General features: G+C 42.5%; 16 protein-coding genes. 6 read left to right on the top strand and 10 right to left on the bottom strand.

Going from position 1 to position 17,516, the window contains the following annotated elements:
• The first annotated feature begins 45 nt into the window (after window positions 1-45).
• Together OCV36_RS12320 and OCV36_RS12325 are read left to right on the top strand one after the other, a co-directional pair.
• Window positions 46-1,980, top strand: coding sequence for a RecQ family ATP-dependent DNA helicase (locus OCV36_RS12320; protein ID WP_135455454.1), 1,935 nt, complete (start codon window positions 46-48; stop codon window positions 1,978-1,980).
• Between the two features lie 238 nt (window positions 1,981-2,218).
• Window positions 2,219-4,108, top strand: a complete 1,890-nt coding sequence (locus tag OCV36_RS12325) for a methyl-accepting chemotaxis protein (protein ID WP_135455456.1) — start codon at window positions 2,219-2,221, stop codon at window positions 4,106-4,108.
• Between the two features lie 144 nt (window positions 4,109-4,252).
• On the opposite strand, the gene dinB is transcribed toward OCV36_RS12325, so the two are convergent.
• On the bottom strand, window positions 4,253-5,332 hold the full coding sequence (gene dinB, locus OCV36_RS12330; protein WP_135455458.1) for a DNA polymerase IV: 1,080 nt from the start codon (window positions 5,330-5,332) through the stop codon (window positions 4,253-4,255).
• Window positions 5,333-5,496: 164 nt separating this feature from the next.
• Here dinB and OCV36_RS12335 point away from each other — a divergent pair, with 164 nt between their 5' ends.
• Complete coding sequence (locus tag OCV36_RS12335) at window positions 5,497-6,729, top strand: GGDEF domain-containing response regulator (protein WP_135455460.1); 1,233 nt, start codon at window positions 5,497-5,499, stop codon at window positions 6,727-6,729.
• 148 nt (window positions 6,730-6,877) lie between these two features.
• Here OCV36_RS12335 and nqrM read toward each other — a convergent pair whose 3' ends face one another.
• The 9 genes from nqrM to bolA all read right to left on the bottom strand — a co-directional run bounded on the left by nqrM (window position 6,878) and on the right by bolA (window position 14,994).
• Window positions 6,878-7,132, bottom strand: coding sequence for a (Na+)-NQR maturation NqrM (gene nqrM, locus OCV36_RS12340; RefSeq protein ID WP_017074216.1), 255 nt, complete (start codon window positions 7,130-7,132; stop codon window positions 6,878-6,880).
• Window positions 7,133-7,148: 16 nt separating this feature from the next.
• Window positions 7,149-8,153 carry an FAD:protein FMN transferase gene (locus OCV36_RS12345; RefSeq protein WP_135455462.1) on the bottom strand — a complete coding sequence of 335 codons (1,005 nt, stop codon included), beginning with the start codon at window positions 8,151-8,153 and terminating at the stop codon, window positions 7,149-7,151.
• Between the two features lie 172 nt (window positions 8,154-8,325).
• Window positions 8,326-9,552, bottom strand: coding sequence for an NADH:ubiquinone reductase (Na(+)-transporting) subunit F (nqrF, locus tag OCV36_RS12350; RefSeq protein ID WP_017074214.1), 1,227 nt, complete (start codon window positions 9,550-9,552; stop codon window positions 8,326-8,328).
• Window positions 9,553-9,581: 29 nt separating this feature from the next.
• On the bottom strand, window positions 9,582-10,178 hold the full coding sequence (nqrE, locus tag OCV36_RS12355; RefSeq protein ID WP_004735211.1) for an NADH:ubiquinone reductase (Na(+)-transporting) subunit E: 597 nt from the start codon (window positions 10,176-10,178) through the stop codon (window positions 9,582-9,584).
• A 7-nt stretch (window positions 10,179-10,185) separates the two neighbouring features.
• Entirely contained in the window at window positions 10,186-10,818 is a 633-nt protein-coding gene (locus OCV36_RS12360) for an NADH:ubiquinone reductase (Na(+)-transporting) subunit D (RefSeq protein ID WP_017074213.1), read from the bottom strand.
• Entirely contained in the window at window positions 10,818-11,585 is a 768-nt protein-coding gene (locus OCV36_RS12365) for a Na(+)-translocating NADH-quinone reductase subunit C (RefSeq protein ID WP_017074212.1), read from the bottom strand. Before OCV36_RS12365 ends, OCV36_RS12360 begins: the two co-directional genes overlap by 1 nt.
• Entirely contained in the window at window positions 11,575-12,819 is a 1,245-nt protein-coding gene (locus OCV36_RS12370; RefSeq protein ID WP_135455464.1) for an NADH:ubiquinone reductase (Na(+)-transporting) subunit B, read from the bottom strand. The genes OCV36_RS12365 and OCV36_RS12370 overlap by 11 nt, the downstream gene beginning before the upstream one ends.
• Window positions 12,820-12,824: 5 nt before the next feature.
• Entirely contained in the window at window positions 12,825-14,165 is a 1,341-nt protein-coding gene (locus OCV36_RS12375) for a Na(+)-translocating NADH-quinone reductase subunit A (protein ID WP_017074210.1), read from the bottom strand.
• Between the two features lie 520 nt (window positions 14,166-14,685).
• Entirely contained in the window at window positions 14,686-14,994 is a 309-nt protein-coding gene (gene bolA, locus OCV36_RS12380) for a transcriptional regulator BolA (protein ID WP_017074209.1), read from the bottom strand.
• A gap of 175 nt (window positions 14,995-15,169) precedes the next feature.
• On the opposite strand from bolA, the gene OCV36_RS12385 reads away from it, so the two are divergent.
• The 3 genes from OCV36_RS12385 to OCV36_RS12395 all read left to right on the top strand — a co-directional run bounded on the left by OCV36_RS12385 (window position 15,170) and on the right by OCV36_RS12395 (window position 17,506).
• Complete coding sequence (locus OCV36_RS12385; RefSeq protein WP_017074207.1) at window positions 15,170-16,321, top strand: methyltransferase; 1,152 nt, start codon at window positions 15,170-15,172, stop codon at window positions 16,319-16,321.
• Window positions 16,322-16,388: 67 nt separating this feature from the next.
• A complete protein-coding gene (locus tag OCV36_RS12390; protein ID WP_017074206.1) occupies window positions 16,389-16,958 on the top strand; it encodes a YajG family lipoprotein in 570 nt (189 codons plus the stop codon).
• Window positions 16,958-17,506: a peptidylprolyl isomerase gene (locus tag OCV36_RS12395; protein ID WP_017074205.1), complete on the top strand. Its 549-nt coding sequence runs from the start codon at window positions 16,958-16,960 to the stop codon at window positions 17,504-17,506. The genes OCV36_RS12390 and OCV36_RS12395 overlap by 1 nt, the downstream gene beginning before the upstream one ends.
• Window positions 17,507-17,516 lie beyond the last annotated feature (10 nt).

A 17,516-nucleotide genomic window follows, 5' to 3' on the forward strand; every position in this document is an offset into this window, starting at 1 on the left:
CGATTTAGCATCAATACGACACTTAATAACTCAGGTAGAACATAAATGATTGAGCAGAAGCTAAAACAAGTATTCGGATTCGATTCACTGCGTCATGGCCAAAAGCAAGTCATCGACAATGTTTTATCTGGTCACTCTACTGCAGCCATATTCCCTACAGGCTCAGGTAAGTCACTTTGTTATCAATTACCAGCACTAGAATTACCACATTTAACTTTAGTCATATCGCCACTGTTAGCTTTAATGAAAGACCAGCTCAGCTTTCTACACAGCAAAGGGATCAGCGCAGCAGCAATAGAATCAAGTCAAGACAGGCAAACGACGCAGCAGGTGATGCAATCTGTACGTAACGGAGACACCAAGATCCTGATGATCTCGGTTGAGCGTCTTAAGAACGAACGCTTTCGCCAGTTTATCTCCCAAGTACCAATCTCTATGCTTGTCGTCGATGAAGCGCACTGTATTTCAGAATGGGGACACAATTTTAGACCTGATTACCTGAAACTTCCCCAATACCAAAAACAGCTTAATATTCCTCAAGTATTACTGCTAACGGCAACCGCGACAACATCGGTTATTCAAGATATGAAGTCTAAATTTTCAATCGATGAAGATCGAGTTGTCGTTACCGGTTTCTACCGTGAAAACCTTGACCTCTCTATTCAACCTTGTACGCAAGCCGTCAAGTTAGAAACTTTATGTACATTGGTAAATAAAGCCTCTCAAGCTCCCACTATTGTCTATGTGACCCTTCAACAGACAGCAGAAATGGTCGCTCAACAGTTACGTAATGCTGGGGTTGACGCCATGGCTTACCATGCGGGTCTTAAGCCAGAAAACAGAGATGTTATCCAACATCAATTCATGAATGACGAAGTAAATTGTATTGTGGCAACGATTGCCTTTGGTATGGGTGTCGACAAATCAAACATTCGCCGAGTGATTCACTTCGACTTGCCAAAATCAATAGAGAATTACTCACAAGAGATAGGACGAGCAGGCCGAGATGGGCAACCATCAGAATGCATCTTACTCGCTAACAAGCATGGTCTAAGTACTCTAGAGAACTTCGTCTTTGGCGATACGCCAGACAGCATATCGATTCAAGCAGTATTGAAAGAGATCTACGAGAATCATAACCTTGGCGCTTCTGGATCGAACCAGTGGGAAATCATGCTTAATCAACTATCGCGTGAATCCAACATTCGTCAGCTTCCGCTAAAGACGCTTCTGGTTTATCTAGAAATCGAAGGGATTATTGAACCCAAATACAGCTACTTTGCTGATTATAAATTTAAGTTTATCCGACCGAAACAACAGATCACTGAACAGTTCCAAGGAGAGCGTCGTGGTTTTGTTGAAGCGATTTTTCAATGCTCTCCTCAAGCAAGAGTATGGTGTCAAGTCGATTTCGACGCACTTTGGACACACTTCCAGGCTGATCGTCAGCGTGTTATCACAGCGATCGATTACTTCAATGAACAAGGTTGGATTGAGCTAGAAAGTAAACAAATCACAGATGTCTACGCAATCCACAATACCTCTGAAGATATGATGCAATTATCAGAGCGTCTAACTCAGTTGTTTAAAGAAAAAGAGAACAATGAAATAAACCGCCTTAACCAAATGCTAAGCTTCTTCGAAGCTGAGACTTGCCTAAGCTCACGCCTTGCAAGCTACTTTGCCGACGACAAGGCCCCGAAAAACTGTGGACATTGCTCGGTATGTCGAGGGAAGGTTGCAATCTTGCCAACCGTCGATGTTGAACTAATTGATGACGAAACCGTGATGACATGGATTCATGAATTTGTATCTAAAAGCCAACAACTGATTACCGACGAAGCCATTACTCGCTTTCTATGCGGAATCGCAACCCCGCTTTCAACCAAACTCAAAGCAAGTAAAATGGTCGGTTACGGCAAGTTAGAGCAACAACCATTCAGTGAAACCCTAACACGAGTAAAGCAACTCCATAGATAACCCGCCGACCTCAATTGAATCGAAACCAACTAGGCAGAGTAAACCTAGTTGGTGATATCTACTCACTCACTGTATCAACTATTTCTACGAATTACTTCTAATTCCATTATTCATGCAATTAAACACCTCAAAAACAATCAATAACCCTTAAAAACTAGACATCTTTTAGATTTAATTAACAATCGGCCAACTTTGAAAATTTGATAGATATTCCCCCTAGTCTTAAAGGAACCATAGAATGGTCAAGAAGATATCCCTTTCTTTTCTTACAGTTATGCTCAGTTTGTTTTTACTCGCTTTAGCGTCAGCAAACTACTATCTCAATAACTGGAAATGGGAAAACATTCAGGTAAATAACGATGAGGTGGTTAGTGTTGTCTCTCAAACTTTTGAGTCGAACCTAGAAGATGCCAAATCGATGATCCAGCAATTTGCTTTCTTGTTACCCTACTATGGAACCAACGCTCCCTTTGACGAATCTCGCATGCTTCGAGTATTAAATAGGGTTCATTCTGCGAACCCCGCCTTTATCGACGTCTACTTCGCAGAAATCAACGGCACACCATTTAGCGCACTATCCAAAGGTTGGGTTGAAGATTTTAATGTCATCGAGAAACAGAGAGAGTGGTTCCTCGCTATATCGACAAAGGGTTACCAAAGCTACGTCTCTGCGCCATATATAAGCAATACAGGTGAACGAGTCATTTCTGTATCGGCACCGATCAAAAGAAATGGGGTGCTAGTTGGTGTATTTGGAGTCGATATCACGCTATCCGAGTTAATGCCCGAATTTGGTGTTGAGTTTGCCATTACGACAAAGAATGGTGAAATAGTGATGGCCGATGCCGCTACCAGGGAAACAGGTTGGATAAACAAAAACATCTATGAATTACGACCGAACTTCAAAACACTAACTGAAGTTCCACACCTATACACCGCAGATGACACTAACGAACCTTACACCGTATCAAGACAAATTCTCACTGAAAGCTACGACCTATTTGCATGGACAAACCAAAGCCACGAAGACTCGATGAACAAGAGTCTTATGACCGGAATCATAGGGTTATTTGTCTGTATCGGCATTCTATTAATGATCACCGTTTACGTAACGATTCGAAGACAACTGCGTAACCTGCCAGTAATGGTATCTACACTTAAAAAAATGTCTATTGGTGAATTTACTCCGCTCAAAGCTAACAACAGCAATAACGAACTAGACCAAGTACAAGCATCATTACAAAGTCTACAAGAAAGTATCTCTAACATTGTTAACCAGTCTAACGTAAAGATGTCCGACTTAGCGGTACAGCAAACTAGAATTGAACAACTAATCGATGACACAAACCAAAATGCTAACTCTGGTTTCAACAATGTAGAACAAGTCGCAACCGCTGCCACAGAACTTTCAGCCGCAGCTTCTAGCGTATCTGATAATGCTGCACATGCAGATAGGATGGCAAAAGCAACAATGCAAGTTGTTGAGAACAGCACACAAGTCATCAACGAAGCCAACAATATAAATAGTGATGTGAGTTCTGCTATGGCGGAATCAGCAACAATCGTCAATGAATTAAGAGAACATTCCGAGCATATCAACACGGTAGTGGAAGTTATAAATTCGATATCAGAACAAACCAATTTACTAGCTTTAAATGCAGCAATTGAAGCTGCTCGTGCGGGAGAGCATGGCCGAGGTTTTTCTGTCGTTGCTGATGAAGTCAGATCTTTGGCAAAAAGAACTCAAGTTTCGACTGTTGATATCAAAAACATCATTACTCAGCTTCAATCCCAGTCAAGAAAGGCTGATGAATACATGTCTTCCAATACAATGTTAGTTCAGCGTTCACAAGAGATGATGCTTGAACTATCACAAGCATTTACTGATATTAGACAACAGGTTATGGAGATATCAGAAATGAACACGATGGTATCTTCAGCATCAGAAGAACAAAGAATTGTCACCCAGGATATTACCGAGCGTATTGATGGAATCAATACCACTGTAAAAAATAGCGTGACTAGCGCACAACACACACAAGACGCTAATATCGTCATATCACAGAGAACTGCTGACTTAAAAGAAGTCTTGGCTTTTTTCAACATTAGTCAAATCAACAAGCTATAGATATCTAGACAATTTAACTGACCACCAGAGTCACATTGCACCTATAACCACCAAAAATTTCTGATGGCGCTCGAGCAAAGGGCGCTCTCAATCTACCTTTCCAAGTGATATGGTTCTTTGGCTCATATCACTTGCCACATAGGCCTAAAGCGCTAAATTTAGCTGCTTCACTTCCCCTTTAGGTTGCAGCATCACGCTCAAACCAAGTAGTCGAATTTCTCTCCCCTGCTGCCTTTTTAATATCTCACTCAAAAGCTCTTTAAAATATTCACGATCGAGAGAGACGTGTATGTGCTCGATCGTTGTTTGTTGAAAATCAGCGAATTTGAGTTTAATGCCTTGCTTGATGATCGCTTTACTTGGGCTGGCTTTTTCTAAACGAGTTTCAAGCTCAGGAAGCAGCTTCTCCTCTATCACCTGCCAGCACTCCGCGTAAGTAGAAATATTTTGAGTAAACGTTCGCTCTACCCCTACCGATTTTCGCTCGCGTTCAATGATCACTTCTCGATCATCAATGCCATGGCTGCGCTTCCATAACGACGCACCTTGACGGCCAAATCTGAGCAACAAGTCGCGATAGTCAGATGCTTTAATATCCTGACAAGTAAAAAAGCCCGCCTGATGCAATTTTTCAATACTCACTTTACCCACGCCGGGAATCTTTTCGAGAGGCAATTCATCAATGACTCCTTGTACGTCTTGCGGAGGGATAACAAATTGTCCGTTAGGCTTATTCATATCGGAGGCCACTTTAGCCAAGAATTTAATCGGAGCAACGCCAGCCGAAGCCGTCAAATTGAGTTCATTCCAAATATCACGACGAATCGATTCTGCAATAAGTGTGGCCGAGCCGTGACACAACTTAGAATCTGTAACATCAAGAAAAGCTTCATCTAAAGAGAGAGGTTCAATGACTGATGTGTATCGAGAAAAAATTTCGCGGATCTTTTTAGATATCTCGACATAGACCGACATTCGTCCAGGCACAACCAACAAGTTGGGGCAGAGCTGGAGCGCTTTCCCCGTCGGCATGGCAGAACGAATACCAAACTTGCGAGCTTCATAATTACACGTACTCAACACACCACGTTGCTTTTCATGCCCGCCGACCGCAAGCGGACGATTTCGGTAAGACGGGTTGTCTCGCATTTCTACAGCTGCGTAAAAACAGTCCATATCAACATGGATTATTTTCCTTACTTTCTCTTGGTCCGCATTACACATCTAGGATTAACTCAACCTTACAACTGTATCTATAAACAGTATAGCCGATTATTATCAAATTTAGAATGATCTCGAGTCCAGCTCAATAGGTTTCACTTCAATAGCTACCTACTATTCTGATAGTATTGTTAAGGAGTATTTAGTCTATTAAGTAGGGATCGCTTTTGAGTGAAAAAATACTAGTTGTGGAAGATAGTCGTGCATTCAGAAACTATCTTTACCAACAATTTAAGAACGATGGCTATGAAGTTGTACTGACAGAGTCTGTCGAAGAAGCTAAAGCTATCTTAGAGCAACAGACGGATTTCTTGTGTGCGGTTCTAGATTACTGCTTACCTGACGGTCAAGATGGCGAAATTATTGACTTAGTACTCGGCTATCAGCAAAAAATCATTGTTCTAACTGGCATGTTTAACAACACACTTCGAGAGCAGGTTCTTGCAAAAGGTGTGCTTGATTACATCCTAAAAGACAGCATGTCATCGGTAAGTTACTTACTTCCTCTAGTTAAACGAATTTCAAATAATCGATATCATAAAGCGCTGGTAGTAGATGACTCAGCTGTGGTTCGTCGATATGTAGTCCAACTCCTAGAACATCAATATATTCAAACCATCCAAGCTGAAAACGGAGAGCAAGCGCTAGAGCTCCTCCGAAACGATTCCGATATCACTTTTGTCGTCACTGATCACGATATGCCGAAAAAAGATGGTATTTCTATGACCCGTGATATTCGAGTCCATCATGACCGCAATCAACTTGCTATTCTTGGCTTGTCAGGCAGTGATGACCGCACAATGACGGCTCGCTTCCTTAAAGCTGGCGCTAATGATTTCCTTTATAAGCCATTTAACCAAGAAGAGTTTTTCTGCCGTATTCATCAACTACTCGATATGAAAGAAGCGACCAATGAGCTATTCCGCCATGCAAATGAAGATGCCTTAACAGGCCTATGGAATCGCCGTTACCTGTTTAATCAGATATGTAAGGGATGCCCACAACGTAATATCGCGATGATGGATATCGATTTCTTCAAGAAAGTAAATGACACCTATGGTCACGATGGCGGTGATGCAGTACTTGTCGCGGTAGGAAAGATCATCAAAGACCATTTCAAAGATGATGTGGCTGTTCGCTTTGGTGGTGAAGAATTTTGCATTCAAGCATGTAGGCCATTTGAAAGCTTTGTTGATGACTTAGAATCAATGAGGGTCGCGATAGAAAACCATGAAGTAATGCATGGCGATAATCGTATTAAAGTTAGCATCAGCATCGGAGTCACTGATTTAGACGCAAAGCTCGATGAACAAATAAAAGCGGCAGATGAGTTACTTTATACCGCTAAAGAGCAAGGTAGAAACCAGCTTGTGTTCGCTCGCAACACCCAGCAAGATTAATAAGTCATAACCAAACAAAGTTCTTAATTCCCAAAAATTTGTAGATTGTAATGGTTACCTAAATTAAAAAGAGCTCAAGACGATAGGCCTTGAGCTCTTTGCACTTTAAGGAACTCGATTTCACTGGTTCCAGAATCAATATCGCAAATTAAGCAATACGGTCTTTACTCCAAGACGCTTCTTTTTGTTGGCGCTCAGCAAGTTTTTCTTCACGATATGCTTCGCGTGCTTCACGTTTTTTACGTGCATCACAAGGTTCAGGGCAGTTACACACTTTATCAATACCAACAGCACCTAAGCCACCACAGCTACCTTTCACAACTTTCTTTTGAACAATATAGCCAATCGACATTGCTGCGATTACTGCAAGAAAAACACCAAATGTAATCAGAAATGTATTCATAATTCTCTCGCTTACCTTATTTACCTAAGTATGGCTTAAATGCTTCAGAAGCAATCTCTTTAAAGCCATCTGCTGTTTTTACCACCATGAATGCAGGGATACCATGTTGGTTTGCGACTTCCATTCCTTTCACTTCACCTAAGACCATTAGGCCTGTAGATAAGCCATCTGCAGTCATTGAAGACGGATTTAAAACAGTCACAGAAACCACTTTATGGTGAAGAGGCTTTCCTGTTTCCGGGTTAATGATGTGTGAGTAACGCACACCATCACGCTCAAAATAGTTACGGTAGTCGCCAGACGTTGCAATCGCCATATCACCCGGCTCGATGATCTCTTGAATGTTACGCTCTTCAACGCTTGGCTTCTCTATCGCGATACGCCAACCCACACTTTCACGGTTTAGGCCTTTTAAGCGGATCTCACCACCTACTTCTACCATGTAATTGTGTATACCAATTGAGTCAAGATAATCAGCTACAACATCGACTCCCCAACCTTTTGCGATAGTTGAAAGATCAACATACAAGTTTGGTAAATCTTTCGTCAGTTTATTACCCTCAATGCTCAAATGATGAATACCAACCTTTGCTTTACGAGCAGCGATCTCTTCATTTGTAGGCACCACTTCAGGGCGTGCTTCAGGACCAAAACCCCACAGGTTAACTAGCGGGCCAACCGTAACATCCAATGCACCTTCAGTAAGACCGTTCAAACGAATGGCTTCTTTCACTACAAGAGCCGTTTGTTCAGACACTTCAAATGCGTCAGCGCCACGATGTTGGTTAAAACGGCTTAGTTCAGAGTCCTCACGGTAAGTCGACATCTGATCGTTCACTTCTTCAAGCAAACGATCAATCTCGGTATGAACTTTATTAGACTCAGGAAATTCATCACCGTTGATGTATTTAATATTGTAACTGGTGCCCATTGTTGGGCCACTTAAATGTACTTGTTCTCTTGACTGTTCACAGCCAGCAAGAAAAATCAAAGAAGTTAATGCAACAAGCCAAATTCTCACTTGCTTACTCCTATCTAATGTTGAGGATTTATATAAGGAAAAATAAGAGAAAAATTAGGTATTTAATACCTTACTCTTTCTTATATAAGCCGTTGTATTGTCAAAAAACAGTCTTATAAAAACAAATGGCTGACTCGTAGGAGTCAGCCATAATATCAATCACTTAAATGGATTAACCACCGAAGTCATCTAGTAGGATGTTTTCATCTTCTACACCAAGATCTTTCAGCATACCGATAACAGCAGCGTTCATCATTGGTGGACCACACATGTAGTATTCACAGTCTTCAGGAGCTTCGTGATCCTTCAGGTAGTTTTCGTACAATACGTTATGGATGAAACCAGTGTAACCGTCCCAGTTGTCCTCAGGTTGAGGATCAGACAGTGCACAGTGCCACACGAAGTTCTCGTTTGCAGCCGCTAGGCCGTCGAAATCTTCAATGTAGAACATCTCACGCTTAGAACGCGCACCGTACCAGTAAGACATCTTACGAGTAGAGTTAAGACGCTTAAGTTGGTCGAAGATATGTGAACGCATTGGCGCCATACCTGCACCACCACCGATGAATACCATTTCATTGTCTGTGTCTTTAGCAAAGAATTCACCAAATGGACCAGAAATAGTACATTTGTCGCCTTCTTTAAGAGACCAGATGTATGAAGACATCACACCAGGAGCTACATCAGGGTTGTTTGGCGGCGGAGTTGCGATACGCACGTTAAGCTTGATGATGCCTTTCTCTTCTGGGTATGAAGCCATAGAGTAAGCACGAATCGAATGCTCTTTAACGATAGACTCGTAACGGAACAAGTTGAACTTATCCCAGTCACCACGATATTCATCAGGAATATCGTAATCTGCGTATTTCACGTGATGTGGTTCAGCTTCAATTTGAATGTAACCACCCGCGCGGAACGGAACTTCTTCACCTTCAGGGATTGCTAGAGCCAATTCTTTGATGAAAGTAGCTTCGTTATCGTTAGAGATAACAGAACATTCCCACTTTTTAACGCCAAAGATATCTTCGTCTAGTTCAATCTCCATGTCAGTTTTCATAGCAACTTGACATGCAAGACGTTCGCCCTCGCGAGCTTCGCCTTTTGTGATGTGATCAAGTTCAGTTGGTAAGATGTCGCCACCACCAGACTTAACTTTCACGCGACATTGACCACAAGAGCCACCGCCACCACAAGCAGAAGATACAAAGATACCAGCGCCAGCAAGGGCACCAAGTAGCTTGCTACCAGGTTGAGTAACGATCGCCTTTTCAGGGTCGCCGTTTACTGAAATAGTGATGTCACCTGATGGTACTAGCTTAGACTTAGCGAAAAGAATCACTAGTACTAGAGCTAATACAATAATGGTAAACATCGCTACGCCAAGAATAATGCTTTGCATTTGTTATTCCTTATTACTGGGTGCTTACCCTACAGTTGAACACCAGAGAAAGACATAAAGCCTAACGCCATCAGACCAACAGTAATGAACGTGATACCAAGGCCACGTAGACCTGGGGGTACGTCAGAGTACTTCATCTTCTCACGGATACCCGCAAGAGCAACGATAGCTAACATCCAACCCACACCAGAACCAAAGCCGTAAACAACGGATTCAGCAAAGTTGTAGTCACGAGTTACCATGAAAGATACACCACCAAAGATTGCACAGTTAACTGTGATCAGAGGAAGGAAGATACCTAGTGCGTTGTACAAAGGTGGGAAGAAACGGTCTAGAACCATCTCTAGGATTTGTACAAGTGCTGCGATAACACCAATGAATGCGATGAAGTTAAGGAAACTTAAATCGACACCTGCAACAAGTGCATTTTCTTTTAGAATGTGTGTGTAAACAAGGTTGTTTACAGGAACAGCGATTGTAAGTACTACAACTACCGCAACACCAAGACCAAAAGAAGTTTTAACTTTCTTAGATACCGCTAGGAATGTACACATACCTAGGAAGAAAGAAAGCGCCATGTTTTCGATGAAAATCGATTTAACTAGCAGACTAATATAATGTTCCATGACTACCTTACCCCTTCGCTTCTATTTGCTCTGGTTTGAACACACGAATTGCCCAAATCAAGAAACCAATTAAGAAGAATGCTGAAGGTGCTAGAAGCATCAAGCCGTTTGGCTGATACCAACCACCGTTGCTCACTAGAGGTAGAACTTCCATACCAAATAGTTTGCCTGAGCCTAGAAGCTCACGGAAGAAACCAACAGTGATAAGAACGAAACCGTAACCAAGACCGTTACCAAGACCATCGATGAAAGATGGGATTGGCGCAGACTTCATTGCGAACGCTTCAGCACGACCCATTACAATACAGTTAGTAATGATTAGGCCAACGAATACAGATAACTGCTTAGAGATATCGTATAGGTATGCTTTAAGCACTTGGTCTACCACGATTACTAATGATGCGATAATTGCCATCTGAACGATGATACGCACACTATTAGGAATGTGGTTACGGATCAAAGAAACAAAGAAGTTCGACAGAGCAGTAACAAACATTACCGCGATAGTCATAACAAATGCTGTTTCTAGTTTAGTGGTTACCGCAAGAGCAGAACACACACCAAGAACCTGTAGCGCGATAGGGTTGTTATCCAACACTGGCGCTAAGATGCTCTTTTTAATTTCTTTTGCACTAGACATTAGTTCAGACCTCCGTCACGAACTTTTGCTAGGAACGGACCAAAGCCCATATCACCTAACCAGAAGTCAAATGTATGTTGAACGCCAACGCTGGTCAGTGTTGCACCAGAAAGGCCATCAACACCGTGCTCAGAACCTTGAGGAGCGCCACCTTTAACAACCTGAATCGCTGGTTTGTGGTTTTCGTCGAATAATTTCTTACCAACGAATTGAGCACGCCAAGACGGGTTCTCAACTTCACCACCAAGTCCAGGAGTTTCACCTTGCTCGTAGTAAGTGATACCAGAAACCGTGTTGCCATCAGTTTCTACCGCAACGAATGCGTACATCATTGACCATAGGCCGTTACCGTGAACAGGGATGATAACTTTAGAAGTATCAGCGCCATCTTTCACTAGGTATACAGTACCCGTATTAGCACGACGAATGATCTTAGCGATGTCATCTTCAGCTGAAAGCTTAATTGACTGAGCAGGATCTTTTGCCGCTTTACGTTGGTCGAATGCAGCAGCATCGCCGTCAACGAAATCGCCAGTAGCGAAATCAACTAGACGAGGTTCGATGTTCTCTGCGTACAACGCTGGAACATCACCAGTAAGTTCAATGCCTGCAACTTCAAGGATCTTAGTTTGCTGATCCAGAACTGCGTTAGCTTGTTGCTTCGGTTTAAGAACAACTGCAGCTGTTGAAACGATGATTGAGCACACTAAGCTCAATGCGATAACAACAAACAGCGTCTTTTTAATGCTATCGTTATTACTTGCCATAGCGCGCTAGTCTCCGCTTAATGTTCTTCTCGATTACAACGTGGTCAAACAGAGGAGCAAATAAGTTTGCGAATAGAATCGCAAGCATCATGCCTTCTGGATATGCAGGGTTAACTACACGAATCATTACACACATTGCGCCGATTAGGATGCCGTACCACCATTTACCTTTATTGGTAAATGAAGCTGATACTGGGTCGGTCGCCATGAAGAACATACCAAATGCGAAGCCACCTAGTACTAGGTGCCAATGCCAAGGCATGCTGAACATTGCATTAGTGTCAGAACCAATCACGTTAAATAGTGTTGATACCGCAATCATACCGATCATTACACCCGCAATGATGCGCCATGAAGCAATGCCCATGTAAACAATCATTGCAGCACCGATCATAAGTGCCAGCGTTGAAACTTCACCGATAGAACCTGGAATGTTACCAATGAATGCATCCATCCAAGTGATTGCTTCACCCGATGTTACGTTCATTAGAGCACTGCCGCCGCCTTGAGCCCATTGGCTAAGAGCAGTTGCGCCAGAGAAACCGTCAGCTGCAGTCCAAACTACGTCGCCCGAGATCTGTGCAGGGTATGCAAAGAATAGGAACGCACGGCCAGCAAGCGCAGGGTTCAGGAAGTTACGACCTGTACCACCAAAGATCTCTTTAGCTACAACAACACCGAAGGTAATACCTAGTGCTGCTTGCCATAGAGGAAGTGTTGGCGGAACGATAAGCGCGAATAAGATAGAAGTAACAAAGAAACCTTCGTTGACTTCGTGCTTACGCACCATACAGAACAGAACTTCCCAGAAGCCACCGACGATAAACACCGTCGCGTAGATAGGCAGGAAGTATGTCGCACCGAGTAGCATCTTACTGCCAACACCTGCATCGGACCCTAAGGAGGCTCCAAGCATTTCGGTTAGCCAGTAGTGCCAGTTACCATCGATAACAGAAACTAATTCAGCGCCTGCGTACATATGGTTAAGTGCTGCGATAGCTTGACCACCTGCGTTGTACATACCCCAGAACATTGCTGGGAATACCGCAAGCCAAACCATGATCATGATACGTTTTAAATCAACGCTATCACGGACATGCGAGCTTTTCTTTGTAACTGTACCTGGTGTGTAGAAAAGTGTTGCTGCTGCTTCGTAAAGCGCAAACCACGTTTCGTGTTTACCACCTGGTTCAAAATGATGCTCGATGTCTTCAATAAACTTTTTAAGGCCCATGAAAATTACCCTTCCTTCACAATTGTATCTAGGCATTCACGAAGTAACTGACCGTACTCGTACTTACCAGGACATACAAAGGTACACAGTGCTAAATCTTCTTCATCTAGCTCTAGCGCACCAAGTGCTTGTGCACTATCAACGTCGCCAGCGCATAGATCGCGAAGCAGCAAAGTAGGCTCCATATCTAATGGCATTACTTTCTCGTAGTTACCAATTGGAACCATAGAGCGATCACTACCGTTTGTCGTCGTTGTCATGTTGAACAACTGACCTTTAAACACGTGACCAAGGAATGAACGAGTAACAGAGAACTTGTTCTTACCAGGCATAGCCCAGCCGAATAGCTCTTTATCACGACCTTCACGAAGAACCGAAACCTGTTGATGGTAACGGCCAAGGTAAGCATTTGGACCTGAAGCGTGAACACCAGATAACACTGAACCTGAAATCAGGCGAACTTCACCTGGCATCAACTCGCTGTCCGTTAACTCTTCAAGGCTAGCACCAATTTGAGTACGAACTAGACGTGGGTTGTTCACCACTGGACCAGCCAGAGAAACAACACGCTCAGAGTAAATTTCACCAGTAAGGAAAAGCTTACCGAATGCGATAACGTCTTGGTAGTTAATGCTCCACGCTACATTTTGTGCATTTACCGGATATAGGTAATGCATATGCGTGCCTGCAAGACCTGCAGGGTGTGGGCCATCAAAAACATGTTCTTCAACGTTAGACTGAGCTGAACGAGGTAAGCTAGTACCTTTTTTACAAACGTACACTTTACCGTTAGTCAGAGTTGAAAGAAGATCTAAACCAGCAACGAAAGCATCAGACTGCTCGTTAATAATTAATTCTGGCTCAGCTGCTAGCGGATTAGTATCCATAGCAGTAACGAAAATAGCCTGAGTTTCAGAATCAACTGCTGGAACCTTGCTGAACGGACGAGTTCGCAAAGCGGTCCATGCGCCAGACTCAACTAACTGAGCTTTAACCGTTTCACGGTCAAGGCCTGTTAATTGGTTAGCTTCATAGCTATTGAACGTGATTTGCTCATTGCCTGCTACTTCAATCACTACTGACTGAAGAACACGCTTAGCACCACGGTTCACTTCAATAACTTTACCGCTTGCTGGAGAAGTAAATACAACACCTGGGTTCTTTTTATCTGCAAAAAGAACTTGGCCTTTCTTCACTTCATCACCAACGCGAGTATGCATCGTAGGACGCATACCAACGTACTCTTCGCCAAGCAAGGCGACTTTAGTGATGGACTTACCATCATTAATCACCTGGGATGGAGTTCCTGCGATAGGAAGATCCAAACCCTTCTTTATTGTAATCATACGCACTTGCACTACTTTATCGGGAAAAAGATTCTTTTAATTGCGTAAATTCAGGACGTTTTTAAATCGCCCTTAGACACGACATTACAGTGTCCGGTTTTGGTAAATTTGAGATACCAAAATCGCAACATTATCTTAATAAACTCATCACACAAATCATGTGAGATTTATCAGGTGCCGTATACTAGCATTTTTTGACAACTTGATGCCATGACCAATAGCTTGAATACGGCCTTAATTTGGTGAGATTTGAAGCATATGGACTCTCAAATATGTATAAATTTGACGAGCCGCACAGATAAAATGGCTTTTGAATCGTGTTTTAAACAAGAGATTAATACTCTGTCACAAACTAATATTTTACGAGTTATGTTGAAACACTGTTAATAAAAACATTACTCATTGTAGGTATTTTAAACCGTTCAATTTGACATCAATTTGGGTGATATAAGAACGAAAAACACATAAGTTTGACGACCAAAAAAGCACTATTACGCTTCCTCTATCTGTATAAACCCTTTTACTTGCCACCGCCCATACACATTGGGCTATCTGGCACGTTATCTAGCTGCTTCATCCATTCATCTTTTGTATAAGTGTGAATAGACAACGCGTGGATATTATTCGCTAGCTCTTCTGAAAGTGCTTTATTTACCGCTCGATGACGAGCAATAAGACGCAACCCTTCAAACGTATCGCTGACAACAATCACTTTAAAATGACTCTCAGAACCAGCCGGAACATTGTGCATATAGCTCTCATTCACCACGTTTAAATGACTTGGTGAAAACTCATTGTGCAATTTTGTTTCGATAACTTCTTGGATCATTGTGATTCCTTAAATAGCGTATTGGCATTACCTGTCGCTCCAGTATAAACCCTAACTAACCGACTGTCTGAGTATTTCATCGCTGACTCGAGGGGTTTAGTCGAGTTTTTTATATCTTGTTCAGGCTGCATTTGAGACAATATCTTTGTTATTTCTTACATAAGTATCTCAAGCAATGAAAACTGAACTTACCCTTCACGATAGAACTTTAACCCTAAATCGTTTCCCCAATCGTTCAAATGAAACCCTTCAAGCTTGGGATGCCGGCGACGAATACCTGATTAGCCATGTTGAAGAGATGAATCTTGAACCTGGTAAACACATCCTGATCATGAACGACAGTTTTGGTGCCCTATCCGCTTGGTTCTCTAAAGATCATGACGTGACTATGATGAGTGACTCTTTTATCTCTCATCGCGGAACGCTAAAAAACTTGCAACGTAATCAAAGCAACCGTGTGAACTTTTTAAACACTATGGATGATATTCCACACGGTATCGACCTTGTGATCATGCAATTGCCAAAAACCAACCGCCACCTAGTATGGCAGTTGAGCCAGTTGCGCCAAGCACTGCCTGAAGGCAGCCAAGTGATTGGTGTGAATAAAGTAAAAGAGATCCACACTTCAACACTTAACCTGTTTGAAAAATATCTGGGTGAAACCAAAACCTCTCTGGCTAAGAAAAAGCATCGCCTTGTGTTCTCTTCTCCAAACTGCCAACCGATTCAAACAGTAGAGCCTAATGTTGAATGGGATGTTGATGGTGAAGATATTCGCTTGAAAAATTTACCAAATGTTTACTCAGGCGAGGCACTCGATCAAGGCGCTCGTTATATGTTGGAACACATCCCACAAGATCCAGAATTGCGTCACATAATTGATTTAGGTTGTGGTAATGGTGTACTGAGTGTGAAAGCAGGTCAGTTAAACCCACAAGCTCGTATTACCTGTGTAGACGAAAGCTTCATGGCTGTGGAATCTGCGCGCCAAAATGTAAAAGACAATCTTGGCGAAGAAGGTAACTTCCAGTTCATCGCAAACAACTGTTTAGATGGCTTTAAGAAAAACAGCACTTACTTAGTCATGTGTAACCCTCCGTTCCACCAACAGCAAGCGATTACAGATCACATTGCGTGGCAAATGTTCTGTGATGCAAAGCATGTTCTAAGCAATGGAGGCAAATTAATTGTTATTGGCAACCGCCACCTCGGATACGATGTCAAACTAGCAAGATTATTTGGTGAAGCGAACGTCGAAACGCTTGAGTTGAACCAAAAATTTGAGATATTACAGGCAACAAGAGAACCTGCTAATTTTAATAAATAGGCAGTAGACTGCTTCATAAGAATTTAAAATACCGAGCTTCTGGTGTGAATTTAGAAAGGATAAAGGAATGAAAAAACTGATTTTGGCTGCCTCTATTATGGCTTTAACAGCATGTTCAGCCCCTCAGCAAGAACAGATCAATGTAATGCCAGAAGCTTCGCTAAGCTCAAGCAACCTTGTACAAGGCAAAACATACACACTAACCAGTAAAGATGTTCGTGCAGCTCAGTACGTAGCATTGGTTGATAGTGGCCGTTCAAATATCCAGCCGATTCACGCTAAACAGAACATGCGTATTTCTCTAGAGGACGCATTAGCAAAACAACTGGAATCCCAAGGTTTCCGCGCAAGCGTAAATAGTGAAAACTCAATTGTTTTAGAGATTCAAGAAGCACTTGTTACCGTAGAACACACCATTATGGAAAACCAAATGGACGGTAAAGTCACACTTGAAGTTACCGCTGAGACACCTGAAGGTAAGCTTGTAAAAACATTCAACGGCACTGCAACTCGTACCGGTGCATTAAGCGCTTCAAACGACGACATTTCAATGGTTCTAAACGATGTGATCAACTTGGTTCTTACTGAAATCGCGAACGACCCTGAACTACAAAACTACATGAAGGAACGTTTCTAATGAGCCGCATTCTAACTTCTATCGCATTAATGCTGGTTAGCGTAAGCGTTTGGGCTGGCCCTAAAGTGAACGTAGAGACAACATTAGGCGACTTCACTATCGAGCTTAACCAAGAGCAAGCACCGGTTAGTGTTGATAACTTCCTTAAATACGTCGCAGACGGCAGCTACGAAGGCACTATCTTCCACCGAGTAATTCCTGGCTTCATGGCTCAAGGTGGTGGCTTTGATCAAGATATGAATCAACAAGCGACTTATGCTCCTATCAAAAATGAAGGCAGTAACGGTCTCAAGAATGATACAGCAACGATAGCAATGGCTCGCACTAATGCGCCAGATTCTGCAACTCGTCAGTTCTTCATTAACTTTGCTGACAACGATTTCTTAAATGCTAAAGGTGGTAACCCTGGTTACGCTGTATTTGGTACAGTGACTGAGGGCTTTGATGTCGTTCAAAAGATGGCAACCATTCCGACCAAGCGAGTTGGTCGTATGTCTGATATCCCAACAGACCCTATCGTCATCACCAAAGTAACCCTTCTTAAGTAATCTCATACAA

The organism is Vibrio echinoideorum, from assembly GCF_024347455.1.
GTDB classification, from domain to species: domain Bacteria; phylum Pseudomonadota; class Gammaproteobacteria; order Enterobacterales; family Vibrionaceae; genus Vibrio; species Vibrio echinoideorum.

What these genes read in the sequence shown, in the direction of transcription:
- bolA (WP_017074209.1), bottom strand. Translation starts at nt 14,994, where the DNA reads ATGATCCAAGAAGTTATCGAAACAAAATTGCACAATGAGTTTTCACCA.
- nqrE (WP_004735211.1), bottom strand. Translation starts at nt 10,178, where the DNA reads ATGGAACATTATATTAGTCTGCTAGTTAAATCGATTTTCATCGAAAAC.
- nqrM (WP_017074216.1), bottom strand. Translation starts at nt 7,132, where the DNA reads ATGAATACATTTCTGATTACATTTGGTGTTTTTCTTGCAGTAATCGCA.
- OCV36_RS12325 (WP_135455456.1), top strand. Translation starts at nt 2,219, where the DNA reads ATGGTCAAGAAGATATCCCTTTCTTTTCTTACAGTTATGCTCAGTTTG.
- dinB (WP_135455458.1), bottom strand. Translation starts at nt 5,332, where the DNA reads ATGTGTAATGCGGACCAAGAGAAAGTAAGGAAAATAATCCATGTTGAT.
- OCV36_RS12375 (WP_017074210.1), bottom strand. Translation starts at nt 14,165, where the DNA reads ATGATTACAATAAAGAAGGGTTTGGATCTTCCTATCGCAGGAACTCCA.
- OCV36_RS12385 (WP_017074207.1), top strand. Translation starts at nt 15,170, where the DNA reads ATGAAAACTGAACTTACCCTTCACGATAGAACTTTAACCCTAAATCGT.
- OCV36_RS12360 (WP_017074213.1), bottom strand. Translation starts at nt 10,818, where the DNA reads ATGTCTAGTGCAAAAGAAATTAAAAAGAGCATCTTAGCGCCAGTGTTG.
- OCV36_RS12370 (WP_135455464.1), bottom strand. Translation starts at nt 12,819, where the DNA reads ATGGGCCTTAAAAAGTTTATTGAAGACATCGAGCATCATTTTGAACCA.
- nqrF (WP_017074214.1), bottom strand. Translation starts at nt 9,552, where the DNA reads ATGCAAAGCATTATTCTTGGCGTAGCGATGTTTACCATTATTGTATTA.
- OCV36_RS12390 (WP_017074206.1), top strand. Translation starts at nt 16,389, where the DNA reads ATGAAAAAACTGATTTTGGCTGCCTCTATTATGGCTTTAACAGCATGT.
- OCV36_RS12395 (WP_017074205.1), top strand. Translation starts at nt 16,958, where the DNA reads ATGAGCCGCATTCTAACTTCTATCGCATTAATGCTGGTTAGCGTAAGC.
- OCV36_RS12365 (WP_017074212.1), bottom strand. Translation starts at nt 11,585, where the DNA reads ATGGCAAGTAATAACGATAGCATTAAAAAGACGCTGTTTGTTGTTATC.
- OCV36_RS12320 (WP_135455454.1), top strand. Translation starts at nt 46, where the DNA reads ATGATTGAGCAGAAGCTAAAACAAGTATTCGGATTCGATTCACTGCGT.